The sequence below is a fragment of the Acetivibrio clariflavus DSM 19732 genome (assembly GCF_000237085.1).
Taxonomy (GTDB): Bacteria; Bacillota; Clostridia; order Acetivibrionales; family Acetivibrionaceae; genus Acetivibrio; species Acetivibrio clariflavus.
Genome location: NC_016627.1, coordinates 1057182 through 1077744, shown reverse-complemented (window position 1 = coordinate 1077744; position 20563 = coordinate 1057182). Strand labels below are relative to the sequence as shown.

At 36.0% G+C, this 20563-nt stretch carries 12 protein-coding genes and 1 pseudogene; 3 read left to right on the top strand and 10 right to left on the bottom strand.

Going from position 1 to position 20563, the window contains the following annotated elements:
• Positions 1-225 precede the first annotated feature (225 nt).
• Complete coding sequence (locus tag CLOCL_RS04505; RefSeq protein WP_014254225.1) at positions 226-1401, bottom strand: iron-containing alcohol dehydrogenase; 1176 nt, start codon at positions 1399-1401, stop codon at positions 226-228.
• Between the two features lie 113 nt (positions 1402-1514).
• Positions 1515-4097, bottom strand: coding sequence for a PEP/pyruvate-binding domain-containing protein (locus CLOCL_RS04500; RefSeq protein ID WP_014254224.1), 2583 nt, complete (start codon positions 4095-4097; stop codon positions 1515-1517).
• Between the two features lie 333 nt (positions 4098-4430).
• On the opposite strand from CLOCL_RS04500, the gene CLOCL_RS04495 reads away from it, so the two are divergent.
• Positions 4431-4730, top strand: coding sequence for a YmaF family protein (locus CLOCL_RS04495; RefSeq protein ID WP_014254223.1), 300 nt, complete (start codon positions 4431-4433; stop codon positions 4728-4730).
• A gap of 199 nt (positions 4731-4929) precedes the next feature.
• On the top strand, positions 4930-5412 hold the full coding sequence (locus CLOCL_RS04490; protein WP_245532884.1) for a cupin domain-containing protein: 483 nt from the start codon (positions 4930-4932) through the stop codon (positions 5410-5412).
• Between the two features lie 111 nt (positions 5413-5523).
• Here CLOCL_RS04490 and recD2 read toward each other — a convergent pair whose 3' ends face one another.
• The 8 genes and pseudogenes from recD2 to CLOCL_RS23775 all read right to left on the bottom strand — a co-directional run bounded on the left by recD2 (position 5524) and on the right by CLOCL_RS23775 (position 17655).
• Positions 5524-7674, bottom strand: coding sequence for an SF1B family DNA helicase RecD2 (gene recD2, locus CLOCL_RS04485; RefSeq protein WP_014254221.1), 2151 nt, complete (start codon positions 7672-7674; stop codon positions 5524-5526).
• A gap of 299 nt (positions 7675-7973) precedes the next feature.
• Complete coding sequence (locus CLOCL_RS22830; RefSeq protein ID WP_207636329.1) at positions 7974-9716, bottom strand: pectinesterase family protein; 1743 nt, start codon at positions 9714-9716, stop codon at positions 7974-7976.
• A 380-nt stretch (positions 9717-10096) separates the two neighbouring features.
• On the bottom strand, positions 10097-10543 hold the full coding sequence (locus CLOCL_RS04470; RefSeq protein ID WP_014254219.1) for a hypothetical protein: 447 nt from the start codon (positions 10541-10543) through the stop codon (positions 10097-10099).
• A gap of 816 nt (positions 10544-11359) precedes the next feature.
• A complete protein-coding gene (locus CLOCL_RS04460; protein WP_014254217.1) occupies positions 11360-12196 on the bottom strand; it encodes a sugar phosphate isomerase/epimerase family protein in 837 nt (278 codons plus the stop codon).
• A gap of 36 nt (positions 12197-12232) precedes the next feature.
• The gene (locus CLOCL_RS04455) at positions 12233-13144 is read right to left on the bottom strand and encodes an alpha-hydroxy acid oxidase (protein WP_014254216.1); all 912 of its coding nucleotides are present in this window, start codon (positions 13142-13144) and stop codon (positions 12233-12235) included.
• Between the two features lie 356 nt (positions 13145-13500).
• Entirely contained in the window at positions 13501-14040 is a 540-nt protein-coding gene (locus CLOCL_RS04450) for an HD domain-containing protein (protein ID WP_014254215.1), read from the bottom strand.
• Between the two features lie 191 nt (positions 14041-14231).
• On the bottom strand, positions 14232-15860 hold the full coding sequence (hcp, locus tag CLOCL_RS04445; RefSeq protein WP_041714934.1) for a hydroxylamine reductase: 1629 nt from the start codon (positions 15858-15860) through the stop codon (positions 14232-14234).
• Between the two features lie 404 nt (positions 15861-16264).
• A pseudogene (locus CLOCL_RS23775) lies at positions 16265-17655 on the bottom strand (IS4 family transposase).
• Between the two features lie 211 nt (positions 17656-17866).
• On the opposite strand from CLOCL_RS23775, the gene CLOCL_RS04435 reads away from it, so the two are divergent.
• A complete protein-coding gene (locus CLOCL_RS04435; protein ID WP_041714931.1) occupies positions 17867-20485 on the top strand; it encodes an AAA domain-containing protein in 2619 nt (872 codons plus the stop codon).
• Positions 20486-20563 lie beyond the last annotated feature (78 nt).

Below are 20563 nucleotides of genomic sequence, written 5' to 3'. Positions count from 1 at the left end.
CCTTACAGGAATAATTATATAATAAAATTTGCCATTTTCATTGTATTTATTTCTTATAATATTTTAAATATTGCTGCGCAACCTTATCCGAATTATCCGTTGAATCACCTTCATTTAAGCATAAAAAACTTCCACTTAAGTTTTGCTGCAACACCCATAAGTGTCCTCCGCAAAAAAGTGGAAGTATTTTTCATCTCTAGATGCTACATTTTACAAATCCATTTTTTATTCTGCTGCTGCCAATTCATAAATAGCTGTAATTGCCTTTTTGTCCAAGGGTAAGAAACCTCCGGTTTTACCGTCTCCTATGCCTAATTTTTCTACAAGGAGAGGTATATCCTCTTTCTTTGCACCTAACTCTTTAAAATTAATAGGCATTCCTATGGAAGAAAAGAATCGCTTTAATGCACTTATTCCTTCTAATGCCGTTGCTTTTGGATTTTCAAAATCCATCTGGCATCCGAATACTCTCACAGCCATCTGAGCAAACTTCATACAGTCATGGTGTTCTACCACATAGGACATCCATGCAGGAACTATAACTGCCAGACCTGCACCATGGGCACAGTCATATAAGGCTGACAGTTCATGTTCTATCATGTGACTGTTCCAATCCTGCTCTCTTCCTACACCCACAAGGTTATTGTGTGCCACCATGCCTGCCCACATGATATTTGCCCGGGCTCCGTAATCATTAGGATTTTTTATTGCCTTTGGAGTCTCATTTACCATTGTCAATAATACCGCTTCACACAACCGGTCGGTAAACTCTACTTCTTTTGTATTGGTAAAATAGCGTTCAAATACATGGGCCATGATATCCACTGCACCGCACGCTGTCTGATATGCCGGAAGTGTCATTGTAAGTTCCGGATTCAAAATTGAAAACTTGGGACGAAGACATTCTCCACCGGCACCTCTTTTGAGCATTCCCTCTTCTTTAGTAATAACAGTATGCGGAGACCCTTCACTGCCAGCAGCTGCTATGGTCAAAACAGTACCTATCGGCAGAGCTTCCTCTGGCAATTTGCCGCTGAAAAAGTCCCAAAAATCTCCGTCATATAATACCCCCATGGCAATAGCCTTTGCAGAATCGATAACACTTCCTCCTCCGACTGCCAGGATAAAGTCCACCTGTTCTTTCCTGCATAGGGATATACCTTCATATACCAGCCCGCTTCTTGGATTGGGCTTTACTCCTCCCAGTTCCACATAGGATATATTTTCCTGTTCCAAAGACCTTTTAACTCTGTCCAAGAGTCCCGATTTTTTTGCCGATTCACTGCCGTAATGAAGCAAAACCTTCTTTCCTCCGAATTTTGCAACATATTTTCCCGTCTCGTTTTCCCTCTGTTTACCGAATACAAAATAGGTCGGACTGCAAAAATCAAAATTATTCATAACCCACTTCTCCTTTTTTTATAAAGTTGTATAACATTATAAAAATTTGATTAGTTTCAAAATCAATTCCTTTACATTCCGGTTTGCCGATACAGTTTTATTTTATCTTCTATTCAGATGTTTATACCGCAAATAACAGTTCTTTTCTTAAAATCGGCATACAGTTTTAAAGATTTTGCAGAACTAAACTCATAAACTTTAATGATGTCTGAATAGGTTTCAGCATTAGGAACAATATCTTTTAAAACTGAAATTTCATCCCTGAAAAACTCTTTCCTGAATATTTCGGTGCCGTTTTGTTCTGTGCCCATAACTGCCACATAAAACATCTCTGTCTCCACAATATCCTGAAACATATGACTGCCATAGGATAATTCGGGAATAAATCCTATTTCCGTATCTGCATATTCGCATAAAATTTTAAAATTGGATATATCCGAAAACACAACCGGAACACCCAAATCCGGGGATGAAGTTCCGATACGTCCGGGACTTACAAGCATAAGTTTTTTATCGGTTCCTGCATAATATTTGTTAATTTTAGATATCACACTGCAAATTGAACTTTTCTGATTATAAGGATAGCAGTGATACTTTTTGGAGTCAATCCACACAACAACATCAATATCTATTTTTGACGAATTCCCCATAAAGGTTTGATTGACTTTAAGCAGGGTTTTGTCTTTCTCAATCTCCGGGATTTCCTGATTTGTACCACTCTGCCATACAGACATGGGTCTGCACTGGAGAATATTTACGGTAAAGGCTCCATCTTTTCTAAAATTAATTGTATATTCAATATCTACCGGATTTCCGTAATGCTCTTCAAGGGTGGACAAGATATCTTTCATCATTTTCATAAGCTCTTTTTTCTTAACTATTTCATCACAGGATACAAAAAGAATGCTTCTTGGCCTTCCGCTTTCATAAAACATTCTCTCGGTTTCATAATCATGCTCACAAATAAGCTTCAAATACCAGTCGGGAAGTTCAGGAATCAAATCGCTTACCGAAATCTCTCTAACCTCATTTTTTTGCAGATCGATAACATCCATTCTTCGCTGTGAAAAACGGTGTTTGTCACTGGATCTTATTAAGGTAGTACTTTGGGGAGAATCCAAATTTACCAGTCTGGGATAATCAACACCCGTCCTGTCAACCGCCTTTGTACCCAAGCCTGCAACTAAACGCAACAGCCCTGCCTCAGCACTGAGTTCATCACTCCATCGGTATACGCTATAAGAAAATCCAACCCCTGCAGCACAAGGCATATAATACTTGTCAAATTTCGTTCCGCTGACACGCTGAACCAGAATTGCCATTTGCTCATCCATTTTATCCAATCCCCGCTGTTTGCGGTATTCCAAAGCCGACCTGTCCATTGTGCTGGCATATACCCTTCGCACTGCATCTTCAAATTGCAAAAGCCTGTCTTCCGGACTGCACGCGTTAACACAGAATACTGACTCATATTTTCCTGCAAAAGCGTTTCCAAATCCGTCTTCAAGGAAACTGCTCGAACGCACAATAATGGGAATTTGTCCGAAATAGTCCAGCATTCTTCTGAATTGAGCCCGAACCGACTCGGGAAATTTACCGTTTAGAATGACATTTCTCAATTCCTCTGCCTTGTCAAAATAGTGTTCCTCACTGCGCTGTAAAATACGCAGTTTCCAAAGTTTATTTTCCACAATATAGGAATAGAAAATGTCTGTTCCAATATAATAAGAATCTTGAGGTTCTAAATATTTACCATACTCAGGCAGGTAGTTTGCAACCATTTTCCTTGCCAAAAGCATCCCGCAGGCTTTTCCTCCAATTGTTCCGGTACCTATCATTCTTTCCTTGATATAAAAGTAATCCTCGGGGCTAAATTCTTCTTTTATCAGAGAAGCCATCTTGTTATCCCGTGTCATCATGCTGCGGATTATTTTATTTACTGTCAACTCTGTAATTTCTCCTCTATAGTAAGATTCCTTAGCCTCTCTGAAAAACCGGTCATAGCTGTCAATATTCTGTTCCGACTGTATTCTTTGCTCATTGTGAATGAGGTTATAGTAATCAGCCAAATCCACACTATTAGTTAAGGCTTCCAACTGGTTGTCGTCATTTAACCTGTAAGGTAAATACATGTCCGGCAAATATCGGTTCCATACTTTTATAGGATGTATAAAGGTATCTTTTTCATTGGAGTGTACATCGATAAACAATTGAGTAGTTTCCTGAATACGGGCAATTGTCGTAAAGTCGTGATGTCCTCTTAATACCGGAAACAACGCCACAGTATCAAGTTCAAACAAATAAGGACAGGTTACGCAAAAGAAATTACCCATCATCAGGTCTGTAGACCAGGCAACCTGTAAATCCGAAAGAGAGTCAAACACATAAAAGGCCTCGGTTCCTTCCTTCTTGATTATATTGTGAACCTCAACCGTAAATACTTCAAAGCCTTGATTGGCATTTAGCTGGTAAATCTTAAGACCTTCCCGATGTTCCAATAAAGGTTCATGACTGGAAAAACGAATATAAATGATATTTCTTTTATCCTCTATAGATTGATTTACAAAGGGATCCACTATTCTTTTAAAATCATTCAAACAAGTTACCTGAATGACTACATTATCTCCAAGTCTGATATTGTCCAGAACCTTGTCCAAACTTGGTATACCCGATTTAATCCTTTCAAAAGCAGACATATATCCCTCTCATTATATTTATTTTTTTAATAATATTATCAAACCGGCAAAAGATTATAGCAAATGATAATATTTCTTTTTCATTTATATATTTAATTATACATATCATTATAACATAATATAAATCAATATATTAAAATACTTTAGCCCAAAAATATCCAAAAAAATTATAAAGTCAGCCAATAATTTACTTCCCCGGTTTTATAATTAAGAATTTTCTTATCCTTTTTCTTTATAAATCAAATGTTAACAGTAATTCTACTCTTTAGCTTAAACATCAGAAAAAGTAACACTTCATACATAGTTTACATAATATATACCGAGGTGATTATTATGCCAAATGGAATGCACAGCCATAGATTCATGGGAAGAACCACTTTCAATGACGGCCATGTTCACGGATATTCCGGCATGACCAGCCTAAATCCCAATATTCCCGGTCATATGCATTATATAACCGGGGAAACCACCTTTGAAGACGGCCATATACATCGTTACAGTTTGCAAACAGGCCCCAGCATACCCGTTTATGGGGGCATATACACTATTATCAGGCTGCAACATCTTTTAATGACGGTCATGTTCACTATTTGTACGGATATACAAGTATATACAATCAATAACCTGGCTTAAATTTCACTGGTGCTCATATTAACCCAACACACTATGTTAACGGAAAGCATAAGATAAATATTATAATGATTTGAAAGGAATGAGATATATGCTGAATGGAAGCACTCCCAATCCATATTATCATTACATTAATTTTCCTATGAACTACGTTTTTCAGCCTTTTTTATATCCATACCCAAACAATTGCCCAATTCCATATATGAATTATATTAACCAAAATCCTTATTTTGATGAAAATATTAAAAAGCACTCCATTAATTTAAAGGATTACGGCCCGAACCCCTTTGCCGTTAATATCGAAGAAGCTGCTAAGCAAAACAATAACTTCCGTTTGGCTTTGTGGACCGGAAAGCATTTGCAGATAACTTTAATGAGTATCAATCCCGGAGAAGATATAGGTTTGGAAATCCATCCTAATTTAGACCAGTTTATACGCATTGAACAGGGTCAGGGAATAGTCAAAATGGGGGACACAAAAGAAAACCTGGATTTCCAGGCTAAGGTATATGAGGATTACGCTTTTGTTATCCCGGCTGGAAAATGGCACAATTTAATCAATACCGGTAATGTCCCTATAAAGTTATACTCCATTTATGCACCACCTCAACACCCTAAAGGTACAATTCACAAGACAAAGGCAGATGCAGAAGCTGCAGAGAAAAATCATAATCAAAACTCATAACTGTACTAAGCATAAGCAATAAAACAGCTTTCAAAAAACTTGAAGGCTGTTTTATTCATCTAATTTTCATATTTATAAAAGTACTTAATGTTACCTTTAGTCCAAACAAAGTTACATTGTCGCTTTGTTCTCTTCTTGAAGCCTTTTTGCCAGCATTGTATTGCGCTGTTGTATTTTACTGTTGGACACGGCAATTCCTATTGCTTTTTTTGAGCCCACCAGTACGAATACACTTTTGGCTCTGGTCACACATGTATATAACAAATTTCTTTGCAGCATCATGTAATGCTGCATTGTAAAGGGGGCTACTACTATTCTGTATTCACTGCCCTGGCTTTTATGTACAGTAGTGGCATAGGCCAGCACAATCTCATCCAGTTCGGTGGCATCGTACTCTACTTCATTTCCGTCAAAACTTATTGTTACCGTTTTGTCCTCCATATCAATTCTGCTTATTATACCTATATCACCATTAAAGACATTTTTGTCGTAATTATTTTTAACCTGCATAACTTTGTCCTTTAAGCGGTATATCGTACCGCCGTACTTTATTGTCACATCACCGGGATTTAAAGCTTCCTGCAAGATATTGTTGAGGTTTTGTGCCCCCACTTCCCCTCTCTGCATTGGACACAGCACCTGTATGTCATTTATGGGATCAACCTTATAATAATCGGGTAAACGTTTGGAACACAGGCTTTTTATTGTCTCAGCAATTTTAGTCGGTTCTTCTTCCTGAATGTAGAAAAAATCACTGTTTCGCCCACCTTTTAATATGGGCATCTCTCCCTTGTTAATTCTATGGGCATTTGTTATAATGGCACTTCCCAAAGCCTGGCGGAAAATCCTCGTTAGTTTGATAACCTTTACAATACCGGAATCGATTATATCCTTGAGTACATTTCCCGCTCCCACTGACGGCAGTTGATCCACATCCCCCACCAAAATCACAATTGTTTCATTGGCCACAGCTTTTAAAAGGTTGTACATTAGAACAATATCCACCATAGAAGTTTCATCAATAATCAATACATCGCAATCTAAAGGATTTTCAGAATTTTTTTGGTATCCTTCAGCCGGTTTGAATTCAAGAAGACGATGGATGGTCTTAGCTTCCATGCCTGTAGTTTCAGACATTCTTTTAGCTGCACGGCCTGTAGGTGCTGCCAGCAAAACCTTCAATCCCATCTTTTGATATACTTTAATAATAGCCAAGGTAGTTGTAGTTTTCCCTGTACCGGGTCCTCCGGTTAATACCATGAACTTTGAAGCAGCTGCAGTTCTAATAGCCTCCAACTGAACTTCATCATAGGATATATTGTATTCCTCCTGGATCCGGGTAACTATCCGATCAATATTAATTGCTGATATTTTGCTTTTCTCAGAGAGAATTTCCCTAATTCTTTTGGCAACACCGGTCTCACAGTAATAAAGGGTGGGAAGATAAACGGCATTATCTTCATCGAATATTACAATTTTCTCCTCAATCATCCTGTCAAGGGTGGCATTTACTAAACTCTCTTCTGCTTCGAGCATCTTCACTGCTTCAGCCACAAGCTGTTCCCTTTTTAAATAACAATGTCCGTCATTCGAAAGCTCGTTCAGCACATAAATAATCCCCGACTTGCAACGTTCAAAGGAGTTTTTCTCAAAACCAAGCTGTTGAGCTATCTTATCAGCGGTTTTAAAACCGATTCCCCATATATCGTCAGCAAGCCGGAAAGGGTTGCTTTTAACGATGTTTATACTCTCATTTCCATAAGTCTTATATATTTTTACAGCATAGGCCGTCGATACCCCATTGCTTTGGAGAAAGAGCATAACGTTTTTTATTTCTTTCTGTTCCGCCCAGGCTTTTTTAATCATATCCACCCGTTTTTGCCCAATGCCTTCCACTTCAAGCAGAGCATCGGGATTTTCTTCTATTACTCGGAGGGTATCTTCCTTAAAATGTTTGACAATGCGACGGGCATAAACAGGACCTATGCCTTTTATCAGGCCGCTGCCCAGGTATTTCTCTATCCCTGCTATGGTAGCCGGAACTGTCTCCTGATAGTCAATGGCATTAAACTGCCTGCCGTATTTGCTGTCAAACTTCCAGTTTCCTTTTAACTTAAGTGTTGAACCGACATTAACGGCCGCAAGATTCCCCACAACGGTTACAAGGTCAGAAAAACCATGGGATTTTATTTTTATGACACAAAACCCGTTTTCCTCATTTACATATGTAATTCGTTCAACAACTCCACTTAAATATTCCATAGCTACCTACAACTCTTTTACATGACTTTGAAATCTTTTTGAAGTTTTTCATACTGTATCGGAAGACTTTATATTAATAATGTAAAACAATTCCTGATAGTATATTCTAATTATACTATCTCCCATCCAGATTGTCTATAATGCTATGGTTTAAGGATTTTTCCAAGTTTATTTGAAAAGTATTTTCTCTCAAATATCCTATAAATTTTCAGTATCCAGCAATTTAACAGCATATAAAAAACGCCGTACACTAACTACGGCGTTTTTGACGATAAATATAATCGTTTTTCGGATATTTTCTAAAAACTCGGATTCCAACCGCCCAATACATTAATCTTTGTATAATTTGCTGCCTGGGCCGCAGTCAACTGAGGCCTTGAACTATTTTTAGCAGCACCGCTTCCCCAGCTGTTATATTCATAGAAACGTCCATGGGACGGGTCAACTCCCGACATTGATGTCCATCCTTCTGTCTTGATATGTGCATCCATGTAGCAATTGATATAAGCCACTGCAGGTTTATTTACATCAGTACCGTTCGGGCACCATGGTCTGCCAAGCCATACGCTGTTTGCTGCTGTGCCCCATTCACAGGTTAATCTGCAATTGATAAATACAAAACCATAGGGTGCTGAAGCGTCTGTTCTTGCTGCTGTGATATATCCGTTATTGGTTTTACTGCCTCTGTTTAACGAACGGATTTCGCATTCTTCAAATACCGCCTGGCTGCGTCCGAATATAAAGTCAACATCTCCTTCAATCAGGCATTTATAGAAATATTGTGTACCACCATCACACAATAATGTATCCTGGTTACCGCGGAAAATACAATTGTTAAATTTAATCCTGTTACCGGTTGCACTGAGGGCAACTGCCTGTTCATTGCTGTTTCCCTTTTCTTCAAAGGAATTCATAAAGGTAATATTGTGAACAGTAATATCACTGCCCTTTATAAATACCGAAGCACTTCCGCTGGTGCCATAAGTCCCTCCACTGCCATTGCTTTTTCCGTTGTAATTATCATAGTGAATAATAACATTTTCTTTAGATTCTCCTATAATGGTAAGGTTTGAAATTCCATTAGGTATTGTAACAACCTCTTTATAATTTCCGTTCTTTATGTAAATAGTTTTGGCATCGGAACTTTTTGATCCTAAGCTATTTACGGCAGCCTGAACCGTTGTATAATTACCTCTGCCGCTTTTATCTACAATAATTGCTCCAGCTGGAATAGTTGTAGAAGAACTTGGAACAGGAGTTTCGTTTTTCGGTGTTGGTGCAGGTGTCTGAGCTGTTGTCGGGTCAGGTGTCATAACAGGTTCATTGGTTGACATTACTTTTAAATAATCAACATTCGGTCCTCCGTCGGCAGTAATAGCTGTGGCCCTGATTAAGTTGTCTCCTTGGTCAAGTTTAACTACAATATAGCTTTCGCTCCAGCCTGTCCATGAACCTGTCGGATTAAAATCCAAACTGTTCCGTGCAATCTTTTTATTAACACTTATTGACATAGCCCGGTTGGTATTTGCTCCATTTGCATATCTGAAAATAAGTTTATAAGCCCCGTTTTTAGCAACATTAACCTTCCACTCCACATAACTTCCGTATTCATTATTGTAATTTACATAACCGCTGCCGGAAAAACCGGAATGGATAGTCTCCAAAAAAGAATTGTAAAGTGCAGCATCCTCTGCCTCATATATTGCTTCTTCTTGAGGTGCAGGCGTTGTCAAAGGTCTAGTTTTTTCGGCCGGAAATTCGGAGATTAATCCCAAAAGATAACTTTTAATGAAAGCATAATCTATTGAATTCACTGAATTATCTGCGTTAACATCGCCAACCACTTCCCCGTTTAAAACAGGAAAGTTGGATCTAATTCCTATAAGATAAGACTTCATTATTGCATAATCTATTGAATTTACACTGCCATCTCCATTAAGGTCCCCGTACATTGCAGAAACATCATCGGCTGCCAATCCGCTGTTCGGATATATGCTAAAAGCCATTCCCAATACAATTAAAAGCACCAGTAACCTTTTCATCATTATATCCCCCTTGTAAACTATAATCACACATTAGTCAAGTTAAACAAATAAAAATATAGCCTTGCTATATAAAAAATTCATTAAAAAGCATAATCAATTTTAATTTATAATTTTATGCAGTATTTTTCACTCATACTTTAATTATACTTGTACCTAGATAATTTAACCAGATGGAAATTAAAATGAATTGTAAGCGAATTTTTCAATTGAGTTAATGCTATAGACAAAAAAGAATTTTCTAAATATCTGATGTTACATTTTAGAATTTTCTCAAACGTGCTGTACTTTTGAAACTTTATAGTTTATCCATAAAAATAAAATTTATATCCTAGTCATACAATTACGTTTTTTCTAAAAAATCTCTTAAAGACTACTTATTACTTATTCATCTCCATAATAAAGTAAGGTTCTGCAATATAGTCAAAATTAACTTTTGTAACAATATCTCTTCTACCAAGCGATCCATGAGCATCAAATGCTTCCTTGATCAATTCTATTAACTCATCCTTTTGGTTGAAAAAAAACATTGGTGCTTCTATTTTTGTTATTCTCCAGTACATCTCAGTACCAGTAAAAAAGTCACCTATGCTTTTTCTATAAGCTTCTATTTTAATTACTCTTTTCTGCCAGACAAGTGCATAAAATAAAGGTATTTCTGAATCATAGTACCCTCGACCTTCCAAGGCTACCAAAAAGATATCGCGTTCTCTGTCTATTGTCCATTCCCAAGGCTCAATAGGATCATTGGTAAATACACTTTTAAAGCCATATGAATTAAATATCTCCTTATCTGCTTCAGATATCTTTTCATTTATAAATGCCATTACTTTTACCCCCGACCTCTTCTCTGTTACTTTTTTCCTTTCGAATATTTTATATTAATTGTTCAAACTTGTAAACTGTTCCTATTACATACTAAATATTCTTATGTTACAATTAACAATAAAATATCATATTAGTTATTTCGTATATTTTACTTATTTTTAATTGCAAAAACTGTTAAATATAATACATTTGCACTTGCAAACAGATAATAAATCTTTTCATCCTATATTATATGAAGTTCTATATAGTTTTGTATAACGAAATAAATAAAAACCGGGGGTAATTAACTTGAAAAGATGTTTTTCAGTTTTACACTCACTTTGGATTTTTACTTCTTTAATAGTTCTAGGAATTTTAGTACATAAATTTTTTCCAAACTATAATGATAATGAATTTCCACTTTTTACTGACTTTATGCTTATTATTTTCCTACCGTGTTATTTTTCCTTGACATGGTTAATTGTTCATATAACCAATTTGATCCTAAAAAATACTATAACAAAGTTAGTTATAGGTTTTGCAGCTTTATCAGCAGCCTTTGCTTTTTCCATATTCATTATGGAATTTAGTATGATTTTCAGAATAATAGCTTCTTCATTAGGTTTTATTGTATCTATAGTCTACTACGCCTTAACTGTATTAATATATAAAATGAGCAAAACCAAAGCATCCATGCAAAATACATAGGAATTAAATTTTTGCATGATGCATTTTTTCTATCAGATAAAAAGCCGGGATCAATTGAACTTCCCGGCATATTATCATTTATTATATTCCCTTTGTATAACCAATAATTTTTTTAAAGCATTAATATTCTACTCTGTTTTTACCCCGGCCAATTTAGCCTGTTCCCGTACATAAGAAGCAGCCTTTTTATAGGTTTCAAAATCCGGCAGATGCTCTACAAAGAGGGTAGTATCCGGACCTAATTCCTCACATAATTTTGCAACCTTTTGATAATTCACAATCCCTTTTCCGGGCATTGTTTCACGAATTATTGTTGTGTAGGCATTTTCCATTATTACATCTTTTCCGTGTATACTTTTTATGTAAGGCCCCAACTTTTTAAAGCATTCTTCTATAAAGTCATCACAGAATAGGTATCTTTTAGGACAATTTATCATATTGACATAATCCAAATGTACACCAAAGGCCTCTCTGTCCACATCACGAATCAATTGTAAATATTCGTCCGGTGAATCGGGCACCATCCACGGCATTGTCTCAATGGTATAAAAGGTCCTTTTGGGCTTTACTGCATCTATTACTTCCCGGATGGAATCCACTATCAAAGCATAAGTATCTTTCGAATAGTTCTCGGCATAGAAACCATCCCAAATTTCACCCCTGCTGCCTGTGACGTTTACGCAGCAGTTAGCACCAAGTTCTTCTGCCAGTTCCAACTGTTTCTTACAGTATTCCATTGCCTCTTTACGTTCTTTATCGTCTATAGCAATAATATTTCTCCATACACCAACTTCACCAATTACAATATCATGCTGTTTTGCACATTCAAGATATGCTTGCTTTTCCTCTTTGCTTGCAGTATAATCCACAGGCGCCAATACTGCCCTGTAGCCCAGTTCTTTCACCAGTTGATACCATTCCTCAGGATTGTTATATGGTCTTTCAATAGCTCCGCCAATTCTCATACCTATTTCTCCTTTTACCCAATTTATGAATTAAAATTACATTATTTTATTCTTGTGCCATATTACTGACGGGTCAATGTGCGCAAGATCCGGTGAACAGGTCTTTGCCATAACTCCTGCCAATTCTTCTGTCATTTTCAGAATCTTATCTTTTACACCTTCTGCTCCTTTTTCAGAAAGAGGTTTCATAATGGCTCTGCCTACTGAAACTGCTGTTGCACCTAAAGCCAATGCTTTAAAGGCATCCATACCGCTTACAATTCCGCAATCCACAAAAACAGGAATTTTACCGTCAACTAATTTTGCTATCTTAGACAATATCATTAAAGGAGGAACAGCGTATTTCATAATTCCATGGTGATGGGACACAACAATACCCTTTGCATCAGCCTCTAAAGCTTTATACGCATCCTGTTCACTCAAAACCCCTTTTATTATAAAGGGCAATTTTGTGGCTTTTATAAACTCTCTTATTTCGCTAAGAGATTTAGAGGACATTTTTAACCCGAAAACATTGTCATATTGCCCGTTTTCCGCAAAAGAATGGTCCACATCCATACCAACTGCCATTACTCCGCATTTTTCTGCATGCTCAATTCTGCGGAAGATATAATCATTGTCGGCATAAGGTTTAATAATTTTTATTGTCTTAGCTCCGGTTGCGACTATACTTTCAAGTTCCGCTTCATCCCCCATGCCAACCCAGGTAACCGCATTTGCAGCCAATGCTCCTCTTGCCATTTCCGCCATTCCGTTTTCACATACATTGTGCAAATGGGATAGTGCAGCTGTCATAATAGGCGTATCAAAGGTTTCTCCATATAATTCAAGCTTTGTAGAAGGTATTACCGAATCTATATGTCTCATTTCAACCAAAAGTGAATCAAAATATTCCCTGGTTATCTCATCAGAGTTTCCCATATTCTTAATTTGTTCCTTGTTCTCCATTTATATAGCTCCTTCCGATAATAATTTAAATCTTTCTTCTACATCCTCTTTAAAAATCCTGCAAATAATTCGTTCTTATTTTGTGGCAGAGTCAGTTTAGGTTATTAGTCCTTATTTATTATTAGCAATAACATTCCAATAATACTCAAATCAAAAACTTAGTTTTTAAGGATGCCATCTGCCATTTTAATGATTTACATATAATATTGTTCAGTTTTTATCTGTAATAGTAAAAGCAAAGAAAACCTTCTTACAATCTCAGTTTTGCCATTTCACTTTTTATCAATAATATTTATATATAATTCTTTTGAGTACCTATATCCACCGTTTTCAATACTACTTAGTTATCTGCCAAGCTAAACTTCACCCGACAAGGTTTTGGAATTTATTGAACTATTTAAAAAATCACTTAGATACATCTTATTTAAGAAATCTATTCCGCTTTTTGTTTTAAAGTAGTTGTCACGGATTTTATAAATTGTATCTTTATCCATATTTTCTTCGTGTATATTTATCAAAAAATCGGCTTCAACAAGAATTTGAAAATCCACATCGTCAATGGCTGTATAAGTATGATGATGTCCAACAAGATGACACACCCTCAATATAACCTTTTCACTATATCCCAGCTTTTGCAAAAATTCCTTCGCAATGGAAGGCCCTTCAATTTCTTGGTATTTTCCCGCGCTTGAATTGTATTTTTGCTCACTGACCTTTATTCCAATATCATGGACAATTGCTGCCAATTCCAATACTTCCTGTTTTTCAATCTCAAGCTTTTCCATCTCACCGATTGTTTTTGCAAAGCTGTATACTTTCATAAAATGATTGATTCTTTTTACGTCTCCTGCGTAATATCTTATCATTTCATTTATTAATTCACTCTTTTTACACATTATCCTTTCCTCCTCATCTTTTCACAAAAAATATTTTTAATATAGTTTTTATCAATTGCTCAACAAAGATAAAACAAAAAAGCAAAGGGCTTTTTTTAGCTCCTTCGCTTTCTCAACCTTCATCCATAAGGTGGAACACTCCCCTGACAATCATCTTTAGATTGTCAGGAAAATTAACACCACTATATTTATTATGCCATAAACATTGCTATGTCGTCATCCACATTTCCTATGCCGGCTATACCGAAAGTATCCACAAGAACTTTTGCCACGTTTGGTGACAGGAATCCGGGTAATGTCGGTCCAAGGTGGATATTTTTAACACCTAAATACAACAGTGCCAAAAGTACAATTACAGCTTTCTGCTCGTACCAGGCAATGTTATATGCAATTGGAAGCTCGTTTATATCATCTAACCCAAATACCTCTTTAAGCTTTAAGGCAATAACTGCAAGGGAATAGGAATCATTACACTGTCCGGCATCCAAAACTCTTGGAATACCGTCTATATCTCCCAATGGAAGTTTGTTGTATCTGTATTTGGCACATCCTGCAGTAAGAATAACCGTGTCCTTAGGAAGTTTTTCTGCAAATTCCCTGTAGTAGTCCCTTGATTTCATTCTGCCGTCACAGCCGGCCATAACAAAGAATTTCTTAATTGCACCGGATTTAACCGCATCAACAACCTTGTCTGCCAAAGCAAGAACCTGCGCGTGAGCAAAACCGCCTACAATACTTCCGGTTTCAATTTCTGTCGGTGCTTTGCATTTCTTAGCCATTTCAATAATCGGAGTAAAGTCCTTTCTGCCGTTTTCATCGGCTTCAATATGTGTGCATCCCGGATAACCCGCAGCACCGGTGGTGAATATTCTCTTTCTCACTTCTTCATTCTTTGGCGGTACAAGACAGTTTGTTGTAAATAAAATCGGTCCGTTAAAGGTTTCAAACTCTTCAATCTGCTTCCACCATGAACTGCCGTAGTTCCCGACAAAATTCTCATACTTTTTGAAGAAAGGATAATAATGTGCCGGAAGCATTTCACTGTGTGTATACACATCAACACCCGTTCCTTTTGTCTGTTCCAGTAGTTGCTCAAGATCGCTAAGATCGTGCCCGGAAACCAATATACCCGGATTCTTCCCAACGCCAATATTAACGCTTGTAATTTCGGGGTTCCCATACTTTGATGTATTGGCTTCATCAAGAAGTGCCATTGCAGTTACACCAAATTGACCCGTTTTCATAGTCAGAGCCACCAGGTCATCGGCAGATAAAGTGTTGTCCAATGTAGCTGCCAAAGATTCATATATAAAGTCATATATCTCAGCCTTTTCTTTACCCAAGTTAAGTGCATGATATGTGTAAGCTGCCATACCTTTTATCCCGTATGTTATTAATTCCCTCAAAGAGCGGATGTCTTCATTCTCAGTAGCCAATACACCTACTTTCGAGGCTTTTTCAAGCATAGATACCCTGCCGGTCACTTCAAAGTTTGCCGCATCTCCAAGTTGAATGCCGGAAACTTTATTTTTCAAATCGTCTCTTATGGAAAGCATTTTTCTTATCTGTTTTTCTATAGATGCCTCATCGAAATTGGCATTGGTAATGGTTATAAATAGGCTTTTCAATACTTCATGATTTACAGTTCCAAGGTCTACTGCAGCCAGTTTACCTTTGACAACTATCTCAGAAATTCCTTTTACCGTATAAATCAATAAATCCTGCAGCTTTGCAACTTCCTCGCTTTTGCCGCAAACACCTCTGATTTCACATCCTGTACCCTTTGCACATTCTTGACATTGATAACAAAACATACTCATAATAACAGACCCTCCTTTAATAGTTTTTCGATACGGGAGCTTATCAATAATGTCGCCATAAAAAGTCACATAAACCGTTAAGTTTAAGTACTGTTCTACAAGTAATCCATCAAATATACAAAAAATTTTGTAGACGTAATGTATATCATCCACAATAGTCCTCTGTAGTTTTTCATTGCCTAAAGTGATGTTAAGTATTTGTTTAACACCATTTCGCTCACCGTTAGTTATAGTATAATACTTTTAAATAACATATTCTGTTGCAAAAACAACAAAATGAAATTTTTTATAATAATCCTATTGAAATACTCATATTGATAGAATTCACACTGTAATAATTTAATAATGCTTCACAACATTTTATCTTTTAAATTATCAACCAAAACCAAATATAAGTAATTAAATCAACTTTCGCAGGAAACAACTGATAGCTTTGCCTTGATATGAACAGGCAAACAAGTGACAAAGTAGTTGAGAAACTCGTTGACTGTTTCCTTTGTCAAAAGCAGTTTTTCCTGTAAAGTAGTTTTTAAAGCCTCTATTATAAGCTGCAGTGCCTCATGGAATTTAATGTCCTCAAGTTCATCGCAGCAATAGTAGAACAAAGTACCAATAGTGCGTAAATCAGTATTATTGCGGTTCTCAACCGCTAACATAATGTACCTTGAAAAAACAATAGTTGTATGGGCAACCATCATATCATAAGAACGACCTTGAAATTCCTTAGCCAGCTTAAGGTATGACTTACACATCTTGAAGAATACCTCTATGTCCCAGCGTTTTCCGTATATCCTGATTATCTCTGTCTCGGGAAGACTAGTATCTGTAGATATGAGAGCTAGCCATTTACTCTTGTTTCTTCGGTCACGGACAAAGACAATTTTTGCTGGAATGTGGTTTCCTTCTTTATCGTGTAATTCTACCATAACTGAAGCAAGGTATTTTGATCTTCCTCTACGTTTCCTGACAGTTCGGTATATCTCTCTCAATGATTTTTTTCACCATTGAAGTTATAGTAAATCTTGGGAGTATCCTTTACCATAGCTATCACATTAAGATTCATCTTACAAATTTTGATAATAGTAGCCGGAAAGGAGAACCAACTGTCAAATAAAACATATTTTGCTTTAATACCGGTAGCAACTGCTTGTTCCAGCATAGACAGAGCAGATTCCGGTGAAGTGGCTAAGGCATTCTGTCGGCGTTTAAAACCAACGGTTCTTTTATCTATAGTATTTTTCGCTGGATTAATGCAAACCCTTGGATTTGTTGAACTTAAAAGGTTGAAGGCCACAGGAATAAATGAATTACCGTCTGTCCAACCAAGTGTAAGCATACGAAAGCCTTTTTTATTCTTATTGCCGTCAGCATGATCTTTGACCCAACTTAAAAGCTCAACTGACTTGCTTCTTGTCCTACTGTAGAAGGAATCGTCAATTACAAAGGCATCAACCCGTTCATCTGACGTTAATCTATCGATATGATGATTTATGACCTTTGCAGAAAGCAAATATAAAAATCTTTGCCAGTTGATATGTATGGAATTTAAGAATCTGTAGACCACATCCCTTGCAAATGGTATATCAAAGCTTTCTGCTTTATAGTTCATAAACAGATTTTTGCCTGTAAAAACAAGTTCAAACAGTACTTTGAATACCGTAAGACAAGGAATACCTTTATCTTTATATGCGTTTGACTTTTTTAACAGATAGCCTACAGAAAACATTTTGAAAAAGTTATCAACTGTCAAAGAAAATCTATTTTCTTCCTTAACCTTCTGTGATACAATAGACATGTTCAAGAACCTCCAAATTGTCGATTTAATAGGGTTTGGGCACTTCTATTATATCACATAGAAGGGGGTTCTTGTACTTTTTTATTGCCCAAATCTATTGATTTTTCAATGTTCAGTGCACATTATTCACGCGCGAAAGTTGATTAATTAATCTCTATATTTTTCCGATATTCTTTAAAAGTAAAAAAAATTAAATTTACAGGTGAGTAAATTGAATTTGGAAAACTTATCAAACTATATATTTCAATTCTGTTCAGCTATTTCAGAAGAAATTGCTTATCTAAAAAATGAAGGAGGAAAAAAATATCAAATATATAATGGTAAGCTTATATATAGTAATTCTCTTATTTTTGCATATACCTTTGAAACGGACGTTGAACTATATATGCCCGATAGTTCCCCAGTTCGCCTGAAATTCAACGGGAGAGATTATACAGGAGAAATTCTCTCATGTATTGAATTTGAAATAACCATTATCATAAAAGAACATCTTGGAAAAAATATACAAAAAGCAGAGTTTATTTGTGAACCATGGAAGCTATTAGAGGAATTGATGAAAAGACTTCAAGAACTAAAGTATCATCCGCAATTTAACCGTAATATGGTATATAAATTAATGTGTGAAGGTAATAGAACAGCTGAAAATAATAATAAAATGAAAAAAGGCCAAGAAGTAGCTATAATTTCTTCGTTATATAATCCAATCACAATTGTTTGGGGACCCCCGGGAACTGGTAAAACACATACCCTTGCCAATATAGCTATTAAGCATTTTATTAAAGGTAATAGGATTTTAATTATTTCACATAGTAACGCAGCCGTTGATGAAGCAGTCCTTAAAATATATGAATTGCTAAATGAAAATGAATTAGCAATATATAAGGGCGAACTATTGCGATATGGCTATCCTAGAAAAAAAGAACTAGCTAACAAACCAGAATTGATTTCTAATATGCTAATCATGGAAAAATATCCCGATTTACACCAAAGAAAAAAAGAATTAGAAGCAGAAAAAGAAACACTAAAATCAAAAGAAATAAATAACAACAGAATTTTCAATATAGAAATTGAATTGCAAAAAATACGCAAACAAATTCATAGCCATGAAAATGAATTAATTCAAAATTCAAAAATTCTAGCTACTACAATCTCAAAAGCAACTATAGATACAGAAATATATAAAAATTCAAACTTTGATGCGGTTTTGTTGGATGAAGCAAGCATGGCATATATACCTCAAATCTGCTTTGCTGCAGCATTAGCTCGAAAACACTTTATTTTCTTTGGAGATTTTCGCCAGTTATCTCCAATTGTTCAATGCAACACTTCCTTTGTTGAAAAATGGCTACTTAGAGATATATACGAATACTTAGATATTCCTGACAACTTAGATAAGGGAATATCTCATCCATGGATGGTACTATTGGAGGAACAAAGAAGAATGCATCCAATGATTTCAGGCTTTGTAAACAGCAGAATTTACAGTATGAATCTATGTGATCATCCCAATGTAAAATTAGAACGTAAAAGTATTATACAAAAGCCTCCCTTTCAAGACTATGCTCTTGCATTGATAGACTTAACCAGAACTTGCAATATTTGTGCTAAAAGCAGTGATAACTCAAGGTATAACTTGCTAAGTGCCTTGGTCTCTTTTCAAACAGGTTTAATTGCATTACATAACGGTCAAGCCAATGTTGGTATAATAACTCCTTATTCAACTCAATCGCAACTTATACGCTCCATGATTAAAGATTTAGACATTAACCAAGACGAGATTTCCTGCTCAACAGTCCATCAATTTCAGGGTAGCCAAAAAGATGTAATAATTTTTGATTGTGTAGAGAGTTATCGGCAGAAAAGTCCCGGAATACTTCTTACTACAAATAAAAACAGTGCCTCTTTACGTTTGATAAATGTTGCAGTTACACGCGCTCGTGGAAAGTTTATTGTAGTTTCCAATCTTAGTTATTGGAATAATAAACTAGCTTTAGACAACTCTTTACTAAGGAATTTGTTTTATTACATAAAGGAAAAGGGCAAGTCATGTTCAGGAAACGAATTTCTGGATATGTGCTCAAATAATCTTATATCGGAAAATATGAAATGGTATAATGGTTCACAATGCTTTTCACAATTCTTAGAAGATATTAAAAGCTCTAAAAAGGAAATTCTTATGGATATCCCTCAAGGTAATGTAATAAACGAAAAAGAAATTGCCGATATCCTTTATGCAGCAAGAAGTCGTGGAGTAAAGGTATTGGTAAGGTCTGAAAATCCATACAAATTAACACCACAGTTATCAAAATTGTGTCATAAAAATCCCTTTGCCTGGGCACCTATTACTATTATTGATAACTGTATAATCTGGTACGGAGTTCCGGTAATGAACACTTCATTTATCTCGGACAATACAGCTCTTCCTATAACCATTTGGCCTGTTATCCGTTTCACAGGCAAAAAAACTGCCGACACAATAGCATCTTTGCTGGAAATGCATAAATACCGGAACTCTATTTCAGAAAGTTTCACTTCTGACCATATCGGTTTTACTTCATTTATTGAAAATTGCAATATAAAATGTAAACTGTGCGGTGGTAAAATGGTACTAAGAAAAGGCAAATCCCACTTTTTGGGCTGTTCAAATTATCCCTCTTGCAGACATACACACCTTTTAGACAAAAGCTTTGTGGAAGCATACATACTTCAAAACAGTCTCAAATGTAAAAAAGATGGTTATCCATTAATTGCAGCTTTAAGTAAGTATGGAGTATTTGCAAGGTGCAAAAATCCTGTCAAATCACACTGTTATGATTTGGATAGTATTTAATTAAAAATTCCCCTGATTTGTGGCTATTAGTCTTATACCATATAACTAAACCTTTAAAAACTATATCTAACAATAGTC